The sequence below is a fragment of the Pseudomonas sp. MF7453 genome (genome assembly GCF_016405455.1).
Taxonomy (GTDB): Bacteria; Pseudomonadota; Gammaproteobacteria; order Pseudomonadales; family Pseudomonadaceae; genus Aquipseudomonas; species Aquipseudomonas paralactis.
This window is the reverse complement of sequence record NZ_JAEKCN010000005.1, coordinates 234618-255622: the sequence shown is the minus strand read 5'-3', so window position 1 is coordinate 255622 and position 21005 is coordinate 234618. Positions and strand designations below refer to the sequence as shown.

General features: G+C 60.4%; 15 protein-coding genes. 12 read left to right on the top strand and 3 right to left on the bottom strand.

The window, feature by feature from the left end:
• Nucleotides 1-3: 3 nt before the first annotated feature.
• From tssK to tagH, 3 genes are read right to left on the bottom strand one after another with little or no spacing between them, the layout of a single operon-like run.
• Nucleotides 4-1338: a type VI secretion system baseplate subunit TssK gene (gene tssK / locus JFT63_RS10555; RefSeq protein ID WP_057701949.1), complete on the bottom strand. Its 1335-nt coding sequence runs from the start codon at nucleotides 1336-1338 to the stop codon at nucleotides 4-6.
• Between the two features lie 18 nt (nucleotides 1339-1356).
• Complete coding sequence (gene tssJ / locus JFT63_RS10550; RefSeq protein WP_057701948.1) at nucleotides 1357-1866, bottom strand: type VI secretion system lipoprotein TssJ; 510 nt, start codon at nucleotides 1864-1866, stop codon at nucleotides 1357-1359.
• 57 nt (nucleotides 1867-1923) lie between these two features.
• Complete coding sequence (gene tagH / locus JFT63_RS10545) at nucleotides 1924-3249, bottom strand: type VI secretion system-associated FHA domain protein TagH (protein ID WP_198843901.1); 1326 nt, start codon at nucleotides 3247-3249, stop codon at nucleotides 1924-1926.
• A 393-nt stretch (nucleotides 3250-3642) separates the two neighbouring features.
• On the opposite strand from tagH, the gene tssA reads away from it, so the two are divergent.
• From tssA to JFT63_RS10485, 12 genes are all read left to right on the top strand, one after another.
• Nucleotides 3643-4662, top strand: coding sequence for a type VI secretion system protein TssA (gene tssA, locus JFT63_RS10540; RefSeq protein ID WP_057701946.1), 1020 nt, complete (start codon nucleotides 3643-3645; stop codon nucleotides 4660-4662).
• Between the two features lie 54 nt (nucleotides 4663-4716).
• Nucleotides 4717-5223: a type VI secretion system contractile sheath small subunit gene (gene tssB, locus JFT63_RS10535; RefSeq protein ID WP_003195557.1), complete on the top strand. Its 507-nt coding sequence runs from the start codon at nucleotides 4717-4719 to the stop codon at nucleotides 5221-5223.
• Nucleotides 5224-5225: 2 nt separating this feature from the next.
• Nucleotides 5226-6722 carry a type VI secretion system contractile sheath large subunit gene (tssC, locus tag JFT63_RS10530; protein ID WP_198843900.1) on the top strand — a complete coding sequence of 499 codons (1497 nt, stop codon included), beginning with the start codon at nucleotides 5226-5228 and terminating at the stop codon, nucleotides 6720-6722.
• Nucleotides 6723-6894: 172 nt separating this feature from the next.
• Nucleotides 6895-7383 (top strand): Hcp family type VI secretion system effector, encoded by a 489-nt coding sequence (locus JFT63_RS10525; RefSeq protein WP_005792512.1) that lies wholly within the window; start codon nucleotides 6895-6897, stop codon nucleotides 7381-7383.
• 78 nt (nucleotides 7384-7461) lie between these two features.
• Nucleotides 7462-7977: a type VI secretion system baseplate subunit TssE gene (gene tssE, locus JFT63_RS10520; protein WP_005792513.1), complete on the top strand. Its 516-nt coding sequence runs from the start codon at nucleotides 7462-7464 to the stop codon at nucleotides 7975-7977.
• The gene (gene tssF / locus JFT63_RS10515; protein WP_198843899.1) at nucleotides 7974-9833 is read left to right on the top strand and encodes a type VI secretion system baseplate subunit TssF; all 1860 of its coding nucleotides are present in this window, start codon (nucleotides 7974-7976) and stop codon (nucleotides 9831-9833) included. Before tssE ends, tssF begins: the two co-directional genes overlap by 4 nt.
• On the top strand, nucleotides 9797-10840 hold the full coding sequence (gene tssG / locus JFT63_RS10510; protein ID WP_198843898.1) for a type VI secretion system baseplate subunit TssG: 1044 nt from the start codon (nucleotides 9797-9799) through the stop codon (nucleotides 10838-10840). Before tssF ends, tssG begins: the two co-directional genes overlap by 37 nt.
• Entirely contained in the window at nucleotides 10833-13496 is a 2664-nt protein-coding gene (tssH, locus tag JFT63_RS10505) for a type VI secretion system ATPase TssH (protein WP_198843897.1), read from the top strand. The genes tssG and tssH overlap by 8 nt, the downstream gene beginning before the upstream one ends.
• A gap of 156 nt (nucleotides 13497-13652) precedes the next feature.
• Nucleotides 13653-15599, top strand: coding sequence for a type VI secretion system Vgr family protein (locus tag JFT63_RS10500; RefSeq protein WP_186559162.1), 1947 nt, complete (start codon nucleotides 13653-13655; stop codon nucleotides 15597-15599).
• Between the two features lie 15 nt (nucleotides 15600-15614).
• Nucleotides 15615-16049 carry a DcrB-related protein gene (locus JFT63_RS10495; RefSeq protein WP_198843896.1) on the top strand — a complete coding sequence of 145 codons (435 nt, stop codon included), beginning with the start codon at nucleotides 15615-15617 and terminating at the stop codon, nucleotides 16047-16049.
• Between the two features lie 14 nt (nucleotides 16050-16063).
• Nucleotides 16064-20389 (top strand): RHS repeat-associated core domain-containing protein, encoded by a 4326-nt coding sequence (locus tag JFT63_RS10490; protein ID WP_198707170.1) that lies wholly within the window; start codon nucleotides 16064-16066, stop codon nucleotides 20387-20389.
• Nucleotides 20386-20973: a hypothetical protein gene (locus tag JFT63_RS10485; RefSeq protein WP_186559158.1), complete on the top strand. Its 588-nt coding sequence runs from the start codon at nucleotides 20386-20388 to the stop codon at nucleotides 20971-20973. The genes JFT63_RS10490 and JFT63_RS10485 overlap by 4 nt, the downstream gene beginning before the upstream one ends.
• Nucleotides 20974-21005 lie beyond the last annotated feature (32 nt).

The following is a 21005-nucleotide window of genomic DNA, read 5'->3' as shown; positions in this document are numbered from 1 at the left end:
CAATTATCCTCGGATCGCCCAGAAAGCCAGGTTCAAGCCTGGGAACTGCCCGGCGATATGGAAGGCAAAGCCGCCGGAATTGCTCAACTGCTGCCAGTGCTCGCTGCCTCGGTCCAGCTCGTAGTAGGTGCTACCGGCGTGGTACGGCAATTGACGCGGCGCCACCGGCAGCGGCAGCAAGCCAATGCCCGGCAGTTGCAGGTTGACCATGTCGCGGATGTGCTCCACCGAGCCGACTTTGCTCTGCTGGCCGAAGCGTGCGCGCAGGGTTTCGCCGGGCACATCGGCACGCACCACAAGGATGAAACTGGCGTTGTCCAGCAAGGTCTTGTCGGCCAGCATCGCTACGTGGATGCCATAGGCCTTCTCCACAATCGGGATCGGCGTGGCCTTGCTGTCGATCAGCATCGACAGCGCTTCACGCAGGGCCGCCATCACCGGCGTGAAGCTCAACGCCAAGTCGTCGTGTTGGTATTGCGGGTATTCCTGAGGGCGGCGACCTGAGGTAGAGAAGGTCGAAAACTCACCGGCCAGGCTCACCAATTCGCTGAAGAAGCGCTCCGGGTGCAGCGGGCTCAACTGGCTCAAATGCTGGATCAGCGGCTGGGCGCGATTGACCAGTTGCAGCAGCATGAAATCGGCAATCTCCGAAGCGCCACCAGCGCCGGAAGCCACCACGCGCCCCGCCAGGGCCTCGCCACGCTGGTGCAGCAGGCCAAGCAGTTCGCTGCGAAACGCGGTCAGCGGTTTGCTTGCGGCCACATTCAGCACCGGCGGAATGTAGGTGTCGTCGAGCACCAGCGCACGGTCGGCGCGCTTTTCCTTGATGCGTACCAGGCCAATGGCGGCGTAGTCGCTGATGCCATCCTGCGCCGTCAGCAGGCGCAACGCCCGCGACCCCACAGCCACTGGCGCACGGTTTTCGAACGGCGCGTTGTCGTCACGCACTTCACGCACCTGGCTGATATAACGCGCGGCTTCCAGGGCTTCGCCTTCTTCAACCGTGTCACGCGCACCGGCGCGCTTGAGCGGCAGGGCCAGGTACACCAAGCCGTCGCGCAGGTTGTCGTCGATATTCAACGGGCTTGGCGCCAGGTCGTCCTGGGGGATGTTGAAGGGCGTGCCATCGGGCAACAGGCCGCAGGCCGACACGATCGCCAGCTTGCCCTGGGCCAGCAGGCCCTGGTCGATCAACAACTCGGAAAAACCCCAGGCCCCTGCCGACAACGGGCGGCTGCGCGCGTCGATCAGGTTTTCCAGGTAACGGTCATGCTGCTGGAAGTGCTGCGTTGCGATGAACATGCCTTCCGACCAGACCACGCGATTGTTCCAGGACATGGGGGCTCCGATTGCTTGTTATTGGGCTGGGCTGGAGGGGGAAACCACGACGTCGGCGCGCACCGCACGCACATCGAGGCTGATCTGGTATTCGCTGGTTTGGCGCGGCACCACGTTGATCACGGTGCGCCATTGCGCGCGGTCCAGCTCGCGGTAGCCCACCAGCACGCCGATCTGGCGCGTGGCCGGGTTAAGGTCGCGCTGGATGCTCAGTTGCTGGCCGGGTTGCACCACCACTTCATCCTGGTCCAGCAGGTCGAGGCCGAGGGTAGATTGCGCACGGTCAGCCAGGGCGAAGTAATCGGAGCGGGAAAAGGTCGCGGCGTTTTTCAGTTCGAAAATACGCACCCGCACTGGCGCGGCCTGGCCATTGGCGCCGGGGTTGAGCCCGGCAATCGCGTGGAAATGCAACTCGACGGCGGCGTTATTGGCTTGCGCGTCGGCCGCCGCTTCGGGTTTGGCCGCGTCGTTTGCGCACGCGGTCAGCAGCAGCGCGGTAGCGGCTGCGAGTAAAAACCTGGGAATCATCCTGCGTCCTCAATGACGTATTTAGCTATCCGTTTTATCCATTGGTGCGATGTGTTTTTAACGTCGCTGTCGTGCGCTGTGCTCTTCGTAGGCGCGGCTGAATTCGCGACCGAACAGGTCCTGAAAATCTTCCTGGGCCTCGCGAGAAATGTTGCTGTAGAGCTCGGTGAACTGCTGCCAGTACTGGGCCTGGCGCGAGCCGTTGAAAATGCTCGAAAGGCCACCGGGTTTACCCATGCGCTCCTCCAGCTGCGCCGGTTCAAAGCGTGTGAGCAGGTGCTTGATTGCCGCTTCTACGCCGGCCATCACCGCCAGTTGGTGGGCGCGCAGGTCGTCGAAACTGTCGCGCACGGCGACGTCCGGGGCCATAAACGCCTGGTTGCCGTGACGAAGCAGCAGCAGTAAGGCCTCGTCGGCATTCGGGGCGAATTTCAGCGGGTTGTTTTCGGCGGGGCGAATCATCGTCTGCTGCATCCGGAACTCGCCCTTGAGGCTGGCCCGGGCGCGCAGTACGTCGATCAGGCCCTCGACCATCAGCCGGTAGCTGCGGCCGATGCTTTCCATCTGGGCGCTGGCATCGGCTTGGTCCAGGCGTAGCTGGTCGAGGCCGGCGCCACGCAGGAAGGTTTGCAACAGATCGGGGTGTTGCGCAGCCTCGGCCACGGGGAGCGCAACCGGCTCGACCACAGGCGGCGGGACGATCGGCGCCGGGGCAGGCGCGGCCGTGACGACGGGGGCTGGCGTGTCGCCAAACAGGTCCCAGTCTTCGGGAATGACAGCGCCTTGCACCACAGGTTTCTCGGCTGCCGGTACAGCAACCGGAGCCGGCGGGCGGAAGTCGTGTTGTTCGGATGGCACATGGTCCGCCACGGTGGGCGGCGGCACGGCGGTGGGGCTGAGGAAGTCGAACAGATCCGGCAGGGTCTCCATCGACGAGGCGCCGTGGAACTGCGGCGCGATCATTGGCGCCGGCGCAGGCGGGCTGGCCACGGCCCCCATCAGCGCTTCGAAACTGTTTGGCGACTCACCGGCAAACGGCTGGCTGTCGACGGCTTGCACGTTGAAGTCGATGCGCGCCTGGATTTCGTAATCGCCGATGCGGATCAACTCGCCGTCTTGCAGTGGCTCGCTGTTACCCCGGCGCATACGAATACCGGCCTTGACCAACTCCACACCATTGGTGCTGTTATCGGTTAAGTAGTAACGGCCATCTTTGTATTGAACAACGCAATGTTGGGAGGAGACCAGACGTTCAGGATCAGGCAATACCCAGTCATTATCGGAACTTCGGCCAATAGCTATCCTGCCCTGATCCATGGACTTTTCGGCGCATTGCCCAGGGGTAATCTTGTGATAACTAGTGATAGTCAAACACAGCGACATCTTGCCTCCTTGCTGATACATCGCGCCCTGTCTACCCAAAGGGACACGCTTCCCTGAAGTTTTGCCCACGGTCGCGCAAACCACCGCTAAAATCTGCTTTTACCAGCATGATCGCTGATCTTAACTGGCTTACATGACAAAAATCCTCTATGGGCACGCCTTTCGACCCGCCAGTCGCGCAGGTTGTTAAACACCGCACATCTGTCACAGAGGGCGAATAGCTTACCTTGACAAGGCATAAGTACTACACCAAAAATGCACAACTTCTTGAACATCAGTGATGGCGCAGTAGTGGCACTCTGATTGTATGACCAGGAAAACATGCACAGTTCATCGCGCAACTAATGCATGCGTTGCTCGCCTTCCAGCGGGCTGATAAGGAGATCGAATTCAGTGGATGTGCCGTTGCTGCTCACCGCCGTTTCTGCAACTTCGCCCTGTGGCGAAGATATGGAATACGACGCGCAATTTCTGCAATTGGAACGTGATGCCAAAGGCCAGCCCGAACGCAGCATGGGTGACTCCATCCTGCCCGCCGAGCCGCCGGACTGGCGCAGCATCCAGCAGCAGAGCCTCGACTTGCTGCAGCGCAGCAAAGACCTGCGCATCACCCATTTCCTGCTGCAAAGTTCTCTCGCCTTGCAAGGCGTGGCCGGGCTGGCTGAAGCCCTTGCCCTGATCAACGCCTTGCTGCGCGAATACTGGGCCGATGTGCATCCGCGCCTGGATGCCGACGACGACAACGACCCCACCGTGCGCATCAACGCCCTGACCGGCCTGACCTGCGACACCAATATCCGCCTGCTGCGCGAAAGCATCCTGACCCGCTCGCGCACCTTCGGGCCCGTGAGCCTGCGCGCTGCGCTCAATGCCAGCGGCTTGCAGAGCTTTGCCGATGAGCAACTGGGCAACCAGCAACTCAACGCGGCATTTCTCGACAGCGACCCGCAGCTGCTGCAAGCCACCCGCGAGGCCTTGAGCGCAGCGCGTACGGCCTGCGAAGCCATCGAGCAACAGGTCAATGACCAGGTCGGTTCCGCCCAGGGCGTGGACCTCAGCGCCTTGAAGCAACCGCTCAAACAGGCCCTGCAAATCCTCAATCAAGCGGTGCCCGGCACCGACAGCAGCAGCGAACCCGAGGCCGTCAGTGAAGACAATGCCCCCTCGGTCGACTTCGCCGCTGCACCCGCAGCCCCTCGCCCAACGGGCGACATTGCCACTCGCGATGAGGTGCTGCGCAGCCTCGACAAAATCCTTGCGTACTACACCCGGCACGAGCCTTCGAGCCCCCTGCCGGTGTTGTTGAACCGAGCGAAAAATCTGGTGCACGCCGACTTCGCGGCCATCGTGCGCAATCTGATTCCCGACGGCATGTCCCAATTTGAAAACCTGCGCGGCCCCGACAGCGAATAAGCCGCCGGATCGTGCAGTAACAACACCGTCGCTCAAGCGACCAGGAGCAGCAACGTGGCGAAGCAAAGTTCTCAGAAATTCATCGCGCGCAACCGTGCGCCTCGAGTGCAGATCGAGTACGACGTCGAGCTCTACGGCGCCGAGAAGAAGGTCCAGCTGCCCTTCGTAATGGGCGTGATGGCCGACCTCGCCGGCAAGCCTGCCGAGCCGCTGGCACCCGTGGCCGACCGCAAGTTCCTTGAGGTGGACGTCGACAACTTCGACTCACGCCTCAAGGCCATGCAGCCACGCGTGGCGTTCCACGTACCCAATGAGCTGACAGGCGAAGGCAACCTGAGCCTGGACATCACCTTCGAAAGCATGGACGACTTCAGCCCGGCCGCCGTGGCGCGCAAGGTTGACTCGCTGAACCAGTTGCTCGAAGCCCGCACTCAGTTGGCCAACCTGCTGACCTACATGGACGGCAAGACCGGCGCTGAAGAAATCATCATGAAGGCGATCAAGGACCCGGCACTGCTTCAGGCACTTGCCAGCGCGCCCAAGCCTGCAGGGGAGCAGTAATCATGACTGACAATACCGCCCGCGAAGGCAGCCAGATCCTGGGTGCCACCGAAGAAGCCAGCGAGTTCGCCAACCTGCTGCTGCAAGAATTCAAACCCAAGACCGAGCGTGCCCGCGAAGCCGTGGAAACCGCGGTGCGCACCCTGGCCGAACAGGCCCTGGCGCAAACCGATCTGGTGTCCAACGATGCGATCAAGTCGATCGAATCGATCATCGCCGCCATCGACGCCAAGCTCACCGCCCAGGTCAACCAGATCATTCACCACCCGGATTTCCAGCAACTGGAAAGCGCCTGGCGTGGCCTGCATTACCTGGTCAACAACACCGAAAGCGATGAGCAACTGAAGATTCGCGTGCTCAACATCGCCAAGCCGGAACTGCACAAGACCCTGAAGAAATTCAAGGGCACCGCATGGGACCAGAGCCCGATCTTCAAGAAGATGTACGAAGAAGAATACGGCCAGTTCGGCGGCGAACCTTACGGTTGCCTGGTGGGCGATTACTACTTCGACCAGTCGCCACCCGACGTGGAACTGCTGGGCGAGCTGTCGAAAGTCTGCGCCGCCATGCACTCGCCGTTCATTTCTGCCGCATCGCCCACCGTGATGGGCATGGGCTCCTGGCAGGAACTGTCGAACCCACGCGACCTGACCAAGATTTTCACCACCCCGGAATACGCCGGCTGGCGTTCGCTGCGTGAATCGGAAGACTCGCGCTACATCGGCCTGACCATGCCGCGCTTCCTGGCACGCCTGCCGTACGGCGCCAAGACCGATCCAGTGGAAGCCTTCGCCTTCGAAGAAAACACCGACGGCGCCGACAGCTCCAAGTACACCTGGGCCAACGCTGCCTACGCGATGGCGGTGAACATCAACCGCTCGTTCAAACACTACGGCTGGTGCTCGCGCATCCGTGGCATCGAGTCTGGCGGTGAGGTGGAAAACCTGCCGGCCCACACCTTCCCTACCGATGACGGTGGCGTGGACATGAAGTGCCCAACCGAGATCGCCATCAGCGACCGCCGTGAAGCGGAACTGGCGAAGAACGGTTTCATGCCGCTGCTGCACAAGAAAAACACCGACTTCGCTGCGTTTATCGGCGCCCAGTCGTTGCAGAAACCTGCCGAATACGACGATCCGGACGCCACCGCCAACGCCAACCTGGCCGCACGCCTGCCGTACCTGTTCGCCACCTGCCGTTTTGCCCACTACTTGAAGTGCATCGTGCGCGACAAGGTCGGCTCCTTCAAAGAGAAGGACGAAATGCAACGCTGGTTGCAGGACTGGATCCTCAACTACGTCGACGGCGACCCTGCGCACTCCACCGAAACCACCAAGGCCCAGCACCCTTTGGCGGCTGCCGAAGTGATCGTGGAAGAAGTGGAAGGCAACCCGGGGTATTACAACTCCAAGTTCTACCTGCGCCCGCACTACCAGCTTGAAGGGCTGACGGTGTCGTTGCGTTTGGTATCGAAGCTGCCTTCTGCCAAGAGTGCATAAGTAACTGTTGAACCGGTTCTTCTGTGGGAGCCGAGCTTGCCCGCGATGCAGGCGACGCGGTCTGCCAGCCAGAGCGCGGTGATGCTATCGCAGGCAAGCCAGCTCCCACAGAAAAGCACTGCCCCATTGGCGGTAACCCAATATCGTGGCTGAGACCACACAGGGAGAAAACATGGCTGTTGATATTTTCATCAAGATCGGCGACATCAAGGGCGAGTCCATGGACAAGGCCCACAAGGACGAAATCGACGTATTGAACTGGAGCTGGGGCATGGCCCAGTCCGGCAACATGCACGTTGGCGGCGGCGGCGGCGCGGGCAAGGTGAATATCCAGGACCTGTCGCTGACCAAGTACGTCGACAAGGCTTCGCCCAACCTGATGATGCACTGCGCCAGCGGCAAGCACATCGACAAGGTCAAGCTGACCGTGCGCAAGGCCGGTGGTGAAAGCCAGGTCGAGTACATGGTGATCAACCTGGAAGAAGTGCTGGTCACCTCCCTGAGCACCGGCGGCTCGGGCACCGATGACCGCCTGACCGAGAACGTGACCCTGAACTTCGCCCAAGTGATGGTCGACTACCAGCCGCAGAAAGCCGACGGCACCAAAGACGGCGGCGCGATCAAGTTTGGCTGGAACATCCGTTCCAACACCAAGCGTTGATAGCCCCTGTGGCCGTGAGCCCGCGCCACGGCCACAGGCCTCTTGTCCCTCTCGCAACCCGTCCGTGGAGCTGCTTTGGTGGTAACTGAAATCGCTTCCCGCGACCGTCTGCAACCGTCCCTGCTGGACCGGTTGACCGACGACGACCCGACCAATCCCAAGGAAAGCGCCGACAAACGCGTGCTGTCCCTGACCCAATTGAAAGCCTCGGTGCTGCGTGACCTGGCGTGGCTGCTCAACACCACCTCGTTACTCGATGCCGATGCGACGCTGCACACCCCGGCCGGCACTTCAGTGGTCAATTACGGCCTGCCGGCGCTGGCGGGCAACAGCGTTTCCAGTGTCGATATCAAGGCCCTCGAAGCGCTGATCTATCAGGCCATTGCCACCTTCGAGCCACGTATTTTGCGCCACACCCTGCGGGTCAAAGCCCGGGTCGGCCATGGCGAGATGAACCACAACGCCCTGAGCTTCGAAATCGAAGGCGACCTGTGGGCGCAGCCGGTGCCGTTGCGCCTGTTGCTGCAAACCGATCTGGACCTGGAGTCCGGCCATGTGCGCGTGGTCAATGCTGACCAACGGAGGCGCCCATGAACCCGCGCCTGCTGGAGCTGTACAACCAGGAACTGCACCACGTGCGCGAAAGCGCCGCCGAGTTCGCCAAGGAATACCCGAAGATCGCCAGTCGGCTGACCCTGTCCGGTATGGACTGCGCCGACCCCTATGTTGAGCGCTTGCTCGAAGGCTTTGCCTACCTCACAGCTCGCGTGCAGCTGAAACTCGACGCCGAGTACCCGACCTTCACCCACAACCTGCTGGAAATCGCCTACCCGCACTACCTGGCGCCCACCCCGTCGATGACCGTGGTGCAATTGCAGACCGATCCGGATGAAGGCTCCCTGGCCAGCGGTTTCCCCCTGCCCCGCGACACGGTCTTGCGCGCCGCCCTGGGCCGCGAAACCCAGACCTGCTGCGAGTACCGCACCGCACACCCGGTGACGCTGTGGCCCTTGCAAGTCAGTCACGCCGAATATTTCGGCAACCCCGCCGCCGTGCTCGGGCGCCTGGCCGCCAGTGAGCCGAAAGCCAAGGCCGGTCTGCGCCTGACCCTGCGCACCGGCGCCGAATTGCCGTTCAACAGCCTTGAGCTGGATAACCTGCCGCTGTACCTCAGCGGTGCCGATGAGCAGCCGTTTCGCCTCTACGAACAACTGTTGGGCAATGCCTGCGCAGTGTTTGCACGCAAACCCGGCGGCGATTGGGTTGAGCGTTTGCCCCAGGACGCGTTGCGCTCCCGCGGGTTTGACGATGCCGACGCGGCGATGCCGGTGGTGGCGCGGGCGTTCCAGGGCTATCGGTTGTTGCAGGAGTACTTCGCCCTGCCCCATCGCTTCCTGTTCGTCGAATTCGCCGAGCTCGGCCGGGCGGTCAAGCGTTGCGACGGCCAGGAGCTGGAGCTGATCGTGCTGTTCGACCGTCACGAACCGAGCCTGGAAGGCAGCGTTGGCGCAGCGCAGTTTTTGCCGTTCTGCACCCCCGCGATCAACCTGTTCCCAAAACGCGTGGACCGCATCCACTTGTCTGACCGGGTCAACGAACACCATGTGATCGCCGACCGCACGCGGCCGATGGATTTCGAGATTCACTCGCTGAGCGGTATCACCGGCCACGGCACCGGCCCGGAACAGCCGTTTTTACCGTTCTATGCGGTGCGCGACCCGTCGCGTTATGGCCGTGACCAGGCTTACTACACGGTACGCCGCGAGCCGCGCGTGCTGTCCAGCGATCAGCGCCGTAACGGGCCGCGCTCCACCTACGTGGGCAGCGAAACCTTCGTCAGCCTGGTGGACAGCCGCCAGGCGCCCTATGGCCATGACTTGCGCCAGTTAGGCGTCACGGCGCTGTGCACCAACCGCGACCTGCCGCTGTTTATGAGTGTGGGCAATGGCAAGACCGATTTCACCCTGGCCGACAGCGCGCCGGTGCTTTCTGTACGTTGCGTCGCCGGCCCCAGCCGCCCACGCGCCAGCCATGCCCACGATGCCAAGGCCTGGCGCCTGATCAGCCAGTTGTCGCTCAATTACCTGTCCTTGAGCGAACAAGGCCAGGGTGCCGGCGCCTTGCGTGAATTGTTGCGCCTGTACGGCGACAGCAACGACGCCGCTCTGCAGTTGCAAATTGAAGGCTTGCGCGAAGTCAGCAGCAAGGCGGTGACCCGACGCCTGCCGATGCCCGGCCCGATCGTGTTTGGCCGGGGCCTGGAAATTACCCTGCAATTCGATGAAAACGCGTTTCGCGGCACCGGCGTGTTCCTGCTCGGTGCGGTGCTGGAGCGCTTCCTGGCACGCTACGTGTCGATCAACAGTTTTACCGAGACGGTGATCCGTACCACCGAACGCGGCGAGATCATGCGATGGAAAGCCAAGCCCGGACGGCGTCCGACCCTGTGAGTACCCTGGATGCGATGCATCAGGAGCCCTGGGAATATGACTTCTTCCAGGCGCTGCGGCGTATCGAGTGCGAATCGCCGGACCTGCCGCGCCTGGGCCATTCACTGCGCCTGGCGGATGATCCCTTGCGCCTTGGCCAACAGGCCGATTGCACCTTCGCGCCGGCAACACTGGCCTCGGTCGACCCCGGCGGCGACGGCAAGCCGGCGCGGCTTGAGCAGTTCTTCTTCGGCCTGGGCGGCCCCAACGGCCCGCTACCGCTGCATATCACCGAGTACGTGCGCGAGCGTCAGCGCAATAACGCCGACAGCACCAGCAAGCAGTTCCTGGATGTGTTCCACCATCGCTTGCTGACGCTGTTCTACCGCGCCTGGGCCGAGGCGCGGCCGACGGTCAGCCACGACCGTCCGGACGATGACTACTGGTCCGCACGCCTCGCCGCCCTGAGTGGCCGGGGTATGCCGAGCCTGCTCAACCAGGGGCTTATTCCAGATACCGCCAAGCTGCACTACAGCGGCCACCTGTCGGCGCAAACCCGCTACCCGGACGGTTTGAAGGCGATCCTCGGCGAGTATTTCGGCCTGCCGGTGGCGATCGAAGAATACGTCGGCCAATGGCTGGAATTGCCCGAACGCAGCCGCGTCGGTGTGAGCGCCAACCAGTTGGGCATGGACTTCTGTCTGGGCCGTTTTGTATGGGACCGCCAGCATAAATTCCGCATTCGCCTGGGCCCGCTCAAGCTGGACGACTACATGGGCATGCTGCCTGGTCATCAACCGTTCAACGAACTGGTGGCCTGGGTGGCCGAGTACCTGGGCCATGAACTGGACTGGGACCTGAACCTGGTTTTGCAACAACCCGAAGTTCCGGCGCTGCAACTCAACGGCCAGTTCCGCCTGGGTTTCAACACCTGGCTCGGCCAACCTGCGCATGACGCCAACGACCTAATCCTGGCTCGGCATTACGCCGACCACGCCACCACCTCAAGGAATCCAGAGCATGGGTGAAATCAGTCGCGCCGCACTGTTCGGCAAACTCAACAGCGTGGCCTACAAGGCCATCGAAGCCGCCACCGTGTTCTGCAAATTGCGGGGCAATCCGTATGTGGAACTGGCCCACTGGTTTCACCAGTTGCTGCAACTGCAGGACTCGGACCTGCACCGCATCATCCGCCAGTTCAACGTAGAACCGGCGCGCCTGGCCCGCGACCTCACCGAAGCCCTGGACCGCCTGCCACGCGGCTCGACTTCGATCACCGACCTGTCCTTCCATGTGGAAGAAGCGGTGGAACGTGGCTGGGTGTACGGCAGCTTGATGTTTGGCGAAAGCCAGGTACGCACCGGTTACCTGGTGCTGGGCATTCTGAAAACGCCAAGCCTGCGCCATGCGCTGCTGGGCTTGTCCGCCGAGTTCGACAAGATCAAGGCCGAAGCCTTGAGCGAGCGCTTTGACGAGTATGTCAGTGACTCACCGGAAAATGCCTTGAGCGCCAGCGATGGCTTCAATGCCGGGGCGGTGCCGGGTGAGGCCAGCGGTGCGATGGCGCCGAGCGCGATGGGCAAGCAGGAAGCGCTCAAGCGCTTCACCGTCGACCTGACTGAACAGGCACGCAGCGGCAAGCTCGACCCTATCGTCGGCCGTGACGAAGAAATCCGCCAACTGGTGGACATCCTCATGCGCAGGCGTCAGAACAACCCGATCCTCACCGGTGAGGCCGGGGTGGGCAAGACCGCCGTGGTCGAAGGTTTCGCCCTGCGCATCGTCGCCGGTGACGTGCCGCCTGCCTTGAAAGACGTGGAACTGCGCAGCCTCGACGTGGGCCTGCTGCAAGCCGGCGCCAGCATGAAAGGCGAGTTCGAACAACGCCTGCGCCAGGTCATCGAAGACGTGCAGGCTTCGCCCAAGCCGATCATCCTGTTTATCGACGAAGCCCATACGCTGGTGGGCGCCGGTGGTGCCGCCGGCACGGGTGATGCGGCCAACCTGCTCAAGCCCGCGCTCGCCCGTGGCACCTTGCGCACCGTGGCGGCGACGACCTGGGCCGAATACAAGAAACACATCGAGAAAGACCCGGCCCTGACCCGTCGCTTCCAGGTGGTGCAAGTTGCCGAGCCGTCGGAAGACAAGGCGCTGCTGATGATGCGCGGCGTGGCCTCGACCATGGAAAAACACCACCAGGTGCAGATCCTCGATGAAGCCCTGGAAGCCTCGGTGAAGCTCTCACACCGCTACATTCCGGCGCGCCAATTACCGGACAAATCCGTCAGCCTGCTCGACACTGCCTGCGCCCGTGTCGCCATCAGCCTGCACGCGGTGCCCGCCGAAGTGGACGACAGCCGCCGGCGCATCGAAGCGCTGGAAACCGAGCTGCAAATTATCGCCCGCGAACAGGCCATCGGCATTGCCATTGGTACGCGCCAAAGCAACAGCGAAGCCTTGTTGAGCAGCGAGCGCGAGCGCCTGGCGACCCTGGAAAACCGTTGGACCGAAGAAAAAGCCCTGGTGGATGAGCTGCTCGCCACCCGTGCCACCTTGCGCGAAAAGGCCCGTGTGGTAGACAGCGGCAGCGATGAGTTGCGCCTGCAACTGATCGACCTGCAACAGCGCCTCACCGCCCTGCAAGGCGAAAACCCACTGATTCTGCCAACCGTGGATTACCAGGCCGTGGCCTCGGTGGTCGCCGACTGGACCGGTATCCCGGTGGGCCGCATGGCGCGCAATGAACTGGAGACGGTGCTCAACCTCGACCAACACTTGAAGAAACGCATCATTGGCCAGGACCATGCCTTGCAGATGATCGCCAAGCGCATCCAGACTTCCCGCGCCGGTCTCGACAACCCGAGCAAGCCGATTGGCGTGTTCATGCTGGCCGGCACCTCCGGTGTGGGCAAGACCGAAACCGCCCTGGCCCTGGCCGAAGCCATGTATGGCGGCGAGCAGAACGTCATCACCATCAACATGAGCGAGTTCCAGGAAGCCCACACGGTGTCCACCCTCAAGGGCGCACCACCGGGCTACATCGGCTACGGCGAAGGCGGTGTGCTGACCGAAGCGGTGCGGCGCAAACCCTACAGCGTGGTGCTGCTCGATGAGGTGGAAAAAGCTCACCCGGACGTGCATGAGATTTTCTTCCAGGTGTTCGACAAGGGCGTGATGGAAGACGGCGAAGGCCGGGTGATCGACTTCAAGAACACCCTGATCCTGCTGACCACCAACGCCGGTACCGAACTGATCTCTCAGGTGTGCAAAGACCCGGCGAACATTCCCGAGCCCGAGGAAATCGCCAAGGCCCTGCGCCAGCCGCTGCTGGAAATCTTCCCGCCAGCGCTGCTGGGGCGTCTGGTGACCATCCCCTACTACCCGCTGAGCGACGAGATGCTCAAGGCGATCACACGCCTGCAACTGAACCGCATCAAGAAACGCGTGGAGAACACCCATAAAGTCGCCTTTGACTACGACGATGCAGTGGTCGACCTGATTGTCTCGCGCTGCACCGAGACCGAAAGCGGCGGGCGCATGATCGACACCATCCTCACCAACAGCCTGCTACCGGACATGAGCCGGGAATTTCTGACGCGCATGTTGGAAGGCAAGGCCTTGGCGGGAGTGCGGATCAGCAGCCGGGATAATGAATTGCACTACGACTTCAGCGACGCAGATTGACCTGACGGGACACGGTCAACATGTGGGAGCTGGCTTGCCTGCGATAGCGGTGTATCAGTCAACATCAATGTTGAATGTTCAATTGCTATCGCAGGCAAGCCAGCTCCCACATTGGATTCGGTTCCTTCAGTAATCAAGACCTTTACAGGACGCCCAATGCTATTCAACCAAGCCTCACGCCTGGCCAAAATCACCAGCCCCCTCGGGCCGGATGTGCTGTTGCTCAATGAAATGGGCGGCGGTGAAGAGCTGGGTCGGCTGTTCAACTATGAGCTGCAACTGACGTCCCTGGACGCCAACATCGACCTTAACCAGTTGCTGGGTAAACCGATGAGCGTCGGCCTGCAACTGGCGGACGGCGGCGAGCGGCATTTCCACGGGATCGTTGCGCGGTGCAGCCAGAACATCGACAAAGGCCAGTTCGCCAGTTACCAGGTCACTCTGCGCCCCTGGCTGTGGCTGCTCAGCCGCACCTCCGATTGCCGGATTTTCCAGAACCTGAGCATTCCGCAGATCATCAAGCAGGTGTTCCGTGACCTGGGTTTTTCTGACTTCGAAGATGCCCTGAGCCGGCCGTATCGCGAGTGGGAATACTGCGTGCAGTACCGCGAAACCAGCTTCGATTTCGTCAGCCGGCTGATGGAACAGGAAGGCATCTATTATTTCTTTCGCCATGAACAGGACCGCCACGTGCTGGTGCTGGCCGACGCTTATGGCGCCCACACCAGCGTGCCCGGCTACGCGTCGATCCCTTACTACCCCAAGGACGAGCAACAGCGCGAACGCGATCATATGCACAACTGGCACCTGGCGCAGGAGGTGCAGCCGGGTTCGCTTGAGCTCAACGACTACGACTTCCAGCGTCCCAGCGCGAGCATCGACGTGCGCTCGGCCATGCCGCGCCCGCACACCGGCGGCGACTACCCGCTGTACGACTACCCCGGCACCTACGTGCAAAGCGCCGACGGCGAACACTACGCACGCACCCGCATCGAAGCCCTGCAAACCCTGCACGAGCAGATCGAGTTCGCCGGCAATGCGCGGGGCCTGGGGTCGGGCCACCTGTTCAGCCTCACCGGTTTCAGTCGCCAGGACCAGAACCGCGAATACCTGATCGTCGGTTGCCGTTACTACATCGTGCAAGAAAGCCTGGAAAGCGGTGGCGGTTCAGGCTCGGCGCAGTTTGAAAGCAGCCTGACCTGCATCGACGCCCAGCAAAGTTTTCGCCCACTGGCCAACACCCATCGCCCTATCGTCAAAGGCCCGCAGACCGCACTGGTGGTGGGCCCCAAAGGCGAGGAAATCTGGACCGACCAGTACGGGCGCGTGAAGGTGCATTTCTACTGGGATCGCCACGATCAATCCAACGAGAACAGCTCGTGCTGGATTCGTGTGTCGCAATCCTGGGCCGGCAAGAACTGGGGCTCGATGCAGATTCCACGGATCGGCCAGGAGGTGATCGTCAGCTTTCTTGAAGGCGACCCCGACCGGCCGATCATCACCGGACGGGTGTACAACGCTGAGCAGACCGTGCCCTACGACTTGCCGGAAAACGCCACCCAGAGCGGGATGAAAAGCCGCTCCAGCAAAGGCGGCACGCCGGCCAACTTCAATGAAATCCGTATGGAGGACAAAAAGGGCCTGGAGCAGCTGTATATCCATGCCGAGCGCAATCAGGACATCGTGGTGGAGGTGGATGAAAGCCACTCGGTGGGGCATGACCGCAACAAGAGCATTGGCCATAACGAGACGGTGACCATCGGCAGCAACCGTCTGCGGGTTGTGCGCAATAACGACACGGTGATCGTGGGCGCGGCCAAGTCCGACAGCGCCGCCACGAGTTACACCATCGAGGCCGGAGAGAGTATTCGCCTGGTGTGCGGAGCCAGCGTGATCGAGCTCAAGGCTGGCGGCGACATCAACCTGACCTGTGGCTCGTTCAACCTGTTTTCCACCGGCAGCAGCAAGATCCAGACGAAGGGCAAACTGGACATTAACCTGGGCAGCGACAAGGGCACCTCGCCCGGCGCCCAGGGCGTGCAGAGCACGATCAAGTCCGCCGTCGAATCAAAATTTCCCGGTAAGCCCGGCGCTGGTCAATAACGAGATTTCTTCACCATGAACTATCTGATCAACGAAGCCCAGTTCACCCTGCCTGATGCCGAGGTACAGGACACTTCGATCAATATCCTCAAGTTCGCCAAGCTGGGCACCACCCTGGTGGTGAGCCGCAGCCCGTTGGCGGACGGCGAAAGCCTGCAAAGCAATTTCGAGGGCCAGCTGAAAAAACTCGAACAGCAGGTCAAGGATCTGCGCTACTCCCCTGCACAAGCGGTCAAGGTCGGCCCAGCGCAGGATGTCGATGCGTTTGAAGTGCAGAACCACTTCAACAAAGGCAGCGACAACATTTACCAGTATCAGCTGGCGATGCAGATACCTGGCACCCGCAACCTGATTGCCCTGAGCTACGTCAAGACCCAGCCCCTGGGCCCTGCCGAGGCGGCACACTGGGCAACGCTGAAAAACACACTCAACTTCCTCGCCACGCCCTGAGTCGAGTCTGAGCAATGAGTGAGGATCTTTGGGCGGCCCGCGAAGGTGACGCGCTGCTGCACACCTCGGTGATGGCCGATATTCTCGGCGGCGTGCTGGAAGTGGCCGCCTATGCGGCGCTCACTACCGTGGGTTGCCTGGCCGTTGCCGGGGCGGTTTTCATCGCGACCGGTGCAACCATTGCCACTGGCGGCGTCGCGTTGGTGTTGGTGGTGGGCGCGGTCGTGGGCATTACCGCTGGCCTCACGGGGGCGGACTTGAAGATATCCAGTTGGTGCGAGTCCGCCGCCAACTGGGTGTTCCCGCCGGTGATCGATGCCTTCATCACCAGCGGTTCGCACAACGTGTTCATCAATGGCAAAAAGGCCGCCCGCGCAGCCGGCAAGATGACCGCTGTACCGGTCGCACCCAGCGAGCCGCCGGCACCCAGCTTCCTGGATATGGCGGGGGAGTTTTTCTCGCAGATGTGGCGCCCGACCGTCGCCTCGCCCGCCCCTGGCACCGAGCCTTGCCCGCTGGACACCGTGGCGTGCAACAAGCACCCGCCCATGCCCCTGCAATTTATTGCCGAGGGTTCCAGTTCGGTGTTCATCAACGGGCAGCCTGCGGCGCGCAGCGGGGATCGCAGTACCTGCGATGCGAAAATTGGGACGGCTGAGGGCCTGATTTCGCCGGATGTGCGCATTGGTGGCGAGACCATTGTGGTGCAGGAGATTCGTAGCGGGAAAACGCCGGGGGTGGGGTTGGCGATTGCCGTGGTGATGGCGTTGCGGGGTAACCTGAAATGTTTCTGGACCAAGCTGCCGTGCATGATCGGGGGTGCGTTGGTGGGTGGCGCGATCGCTTACGGAACCGCCAAGGTCACCTCGGCACTCAAGAGCGCCATGAATGGTTCGCCCAATCCGGTGCACAGCGCGACGGGGGCCAAGGTCCTGGGCGGGGAAGAGGAGCTGGATTTCATCCTGCCTGGCTTGCTCAACATCGTATGGCAGCGTTTTTACAGCAGCCTCGACACACGCCAGGGCAGCCTTTTCGGTGCGGGATGGAGTGTCGGCTATGAGGTAGCCGTAGAGATTGATGCCGATGAAAACCTGACCTATATCGATGAGCAAGGGCGCCGCCTGGAAATTGGCTATATCCCGTTGTCTGGCGGCGCTTTCAGCCCTGGCGAGGGCTTGGCCGTCAGGCGCAGCGCAGAGGGGGCGGTACTTATCGAGAGTACCGAAGGCTTGTACCGGCTCTTCGAAACCGACCCGTTGAACAGCGCGCGGATGCGCTTGCACCTTCTGGGTGATCGTAATGAAGGGCGGATCTTCCTCGATTACGACGCTCAGGGCCGATTGTGCCGATTGCGCGACACCCATGACTTGATGCACGTCGACCTGATCTACACCGTAGAGCACCCTGGGCGAGTGAGCCATATCGAACGACGTTACCTGCGCCAGGACCATTTCAATGCGCGCAGCGACGTGCTCGTCAGTTATCGCTATGACAGCAACGGCGATCTTGCCGAGGTCTTGGACGCGCAAAGTACAACCCAACGACGCTTCGCTTACGATGCCAGCCGGCGCTTGGTCGAACACCAACTGCCGAGTGGCCTGCGCTGTTTCTACCAATGGGCTGAAGTGGAGGGGCCAGGCGGCCCGGAATGGCGCGTGAGTCGGCACTGGACAGACGCTGGAGACGAATACACCTTCGAATACGATCTCGATGCTGGCATTACTCGCGTGACCGATGGCCTGATGCGCGTCAGCACCCGGCATTGGAACCCGCAGTTCCAGATCACACGCTACGTCAACAACCTAGGCTATATCTGGCAGTTCGAGTGGAGCGACGACCGCCAACTGCTGGCCGCAATTGACCCGCAAGGCGGCCAGTGGAGCTTCAACTACGACGAGTCAGGTAACTTGAGCGCGGTGATCGACCCGCTGGGCAGGACCAGTGGTACGCGGTGGCTGGCACACTGGGCATTGCCCGAAGTAGAAACCGACACTGCGGGCCACAGTTGGCATTACCGCTACGATCAGCGTGGCAACTGCATCGAGGAAGTCGACCCTCTTGGTAACCGTACGCGCTATGTCTACGACGGTTTCGGCCAGCCGGTGCGCATCTTCGATGCGACGGAAAAAGCCAGAACATTGCATTGGAACGAATGGAGCCAACTGGTCGAAGAAGTGGACTGTTCGGGTTATCCCACTCGCTATCAGTACGACGCCTTCGGCAATTTGGTGGTGCAGACCAATGCCGAGGGTGAATCGGTGCGCTACCGGTATAGCCCGCAGGGCCTGCTCTTGGAATGCCAGCTTCCGGATGGCCGCGTGGAACAACTTCAACGTAGCACCAGCGGCTATTTGACGGCCTATATCGACCCGGCCGGCAGCACCACGCGCTATGCCTATGACGTACGCGGCCTGGTCAAACAACGCTGGGATGCACACAACCGAACGATCATGTTCGATCACGACGCCTATGGGCGACTGTGCAGACTGACGAATGAAAATGGTGAAAGCTATCGCTTCGAGTGGGATGCAGCAGACCGTCTGGTGCAGCAGCAAGACCTAGACCAAAGCCGGCGCTGCTACACCTACGATCAATTGGACGACGTTATCGCCGTAGACTACCTGCCGGGAATCGAAGGCGAGCCAGTTGCCCCACTGTCCCACCAGTTTCAGCGGGATCCTCTAGGACGCCTGATCAGCAAAGTCACTTCAGACGGTACCACCGTTTATGAACATGATCTGAACGACCAATTGGTAGGTGTCAGCTTCACCGCTCTGGACGGTCGCCAGCAGGCACTCGGCTTTAGCTATGACGCGTTGGGTCAGTTACTTGAAGAGCAAAGCGCGGCAGGGTCTGTGCGGCATCGTTACGACGAACTGGGAAATCTAATCCAAACCGGTTTGCCCGACGGTCGATGGTTGAACAGGCTGTACTACGGGAGCGGCCACCTGCATCAGTTGAACATCGATGGAAAAGTCATCAGCGACTTCGAGCGTGATCGCGTGCATCGCGAAGTGCAGCGTACCCAGGGCCAATTCAAGACGAGTACCGCATATGACCGAAGCGGTAGAGTTCGCTCACGCCAACGCCGCAGTATTGATCAGCCGTGGCAACTGCCGCCGGTAGTCGAGACGGACTACACCTACGATCCCAGCGATAACCTGATCGGGCGACGTCGGATAAGCCGCCAATACGACCGTCAAGAGCTAATGGGCTATGACAGTACCGGGCGTGTCCTAGTCAGCCATTCGATGGGACGGAGCGAAACATACGCCTACGATGCAGCCGCAAACCTGCTGGACGCACCGCAACAGAGCGGGCTGGTGCGGTATAACCGGCTGCTGACTCATCAGGACAAACGTTACAAGTACGACACTCTTGGCCGAATGGTTGAAAAACGTAGCGCTGCGCGTGGCTTACAGCGGTTTGCGTATGATGCAGAAAGCCGACTGGTAGAAGTACGAAATGAAAACGGCAGTATAGTCAGGATGACCTACGACCCGCTGGGGCGACGCATTGAAAAGAGCGAGCATGGTGCCAATGACTATCCGCTGGGACGCAGCTCTTTTACATGGGACGGCCTGCAGCTCCTGCAAGAGCAACGAAACAATCAATCAAGCGTGTACGTCTACGAAGAAGGCGATTATGCACCGCTGGCCCGAATCGACGGTTTGGGCGTACTACAAAGTATCCGTTACTACCATAACGATATCATTGGCCTCCCAGAGCAGCTTACCGAAACCGACGGTCATATCGTCTGGCAAGCTAAATATCGCGTATGGGGCAATACTGTCGAGGAAATAAGTGAGCCTTATTTTCTTGAGCAACAGAATCTGAGATTCCAGGGGCAATACCTGGATCGAGAGATTGGACTGCATTACAACATATTCAGATTTTATGACCCCGATGTGGGACGCTTCACGACGACAGACCCTATTGGGCTGGCCGGAGGCTTCAACCTCTACCAGTACGCAGCAAACCCGATAGGTTGGCTTGATCCTTGGGGGCTCTCCGCTTGCGCGCCGACACACCATATCGCCACGAATAAACATGCAAAATGGACACCTAAATACCGTGTTCTGTTTGAAAAAAATGGATTGGGGAAATTTAAAAACGGAAAATCTCGCAGGGACGTACTCAATGACCCGTTAAACAAAGTGGACGTGCCCGGACATAAAGGTCCGCACCCCGATGGAATGCATGCAGAGATTTATAAACGACTGCAAAATGCAAGCCGAAAAGGCCCGGATCAATTCAAGGCCGAGCTCGCAGAGCTTAGGAAGGAGGCACTGGACCCAACCTCCACGCTTAATAAGATTTTGAGGAAAGTAGACTTATGAATTACTTCAAACTTAATCCAAACGTCACCAGCAAAAAGTGGGAAGGTTATGTAAACCTGGGAGGGCTCGTTTATAAAGGAGAGGAAGTAGACGATGTTGAGTTATCTAATAGTAGAACGCCTTGTACCCTCGAACCTCTGCACTATGAGATTCTCGTAGATGGGAAAACAGCACCGGTCAACACCATCGAGGCTGACTTTTTTGTGTTCGACGAAGCTCTCCAAGGATTGGATAACTTGCTGACGGAGCATGTCCAATTTTTGCCCATCAGCCACGAAAAACAAAACGTGCGTTATCGTCTTCTTCACGCTTACAAACATGTCGATTGCGTCGATTGGGCGCTGTCAGAATACGAGGCGTGGCCCGAATCACATGTGGTCAAAGAGTGGCAAAATCCAAGAGGTCGTTTCTTTTTCAACCCAACGTTAAGCAGAGAAAAAATTCCAAAAAATACAGAGGTTTTTCGCTTAGAGGGCTGGGGCGGAGCTTTCAACATCGTCATTTGCGAAGCGTATAAAGATAAGTTACTGAGCCTTGACTTTGATCATTCTTTTTTGGAATTTCACTCTATTACTCTTGTGTAAGGCAGTCTTATTCATGAGGCAGTTTATTTAAA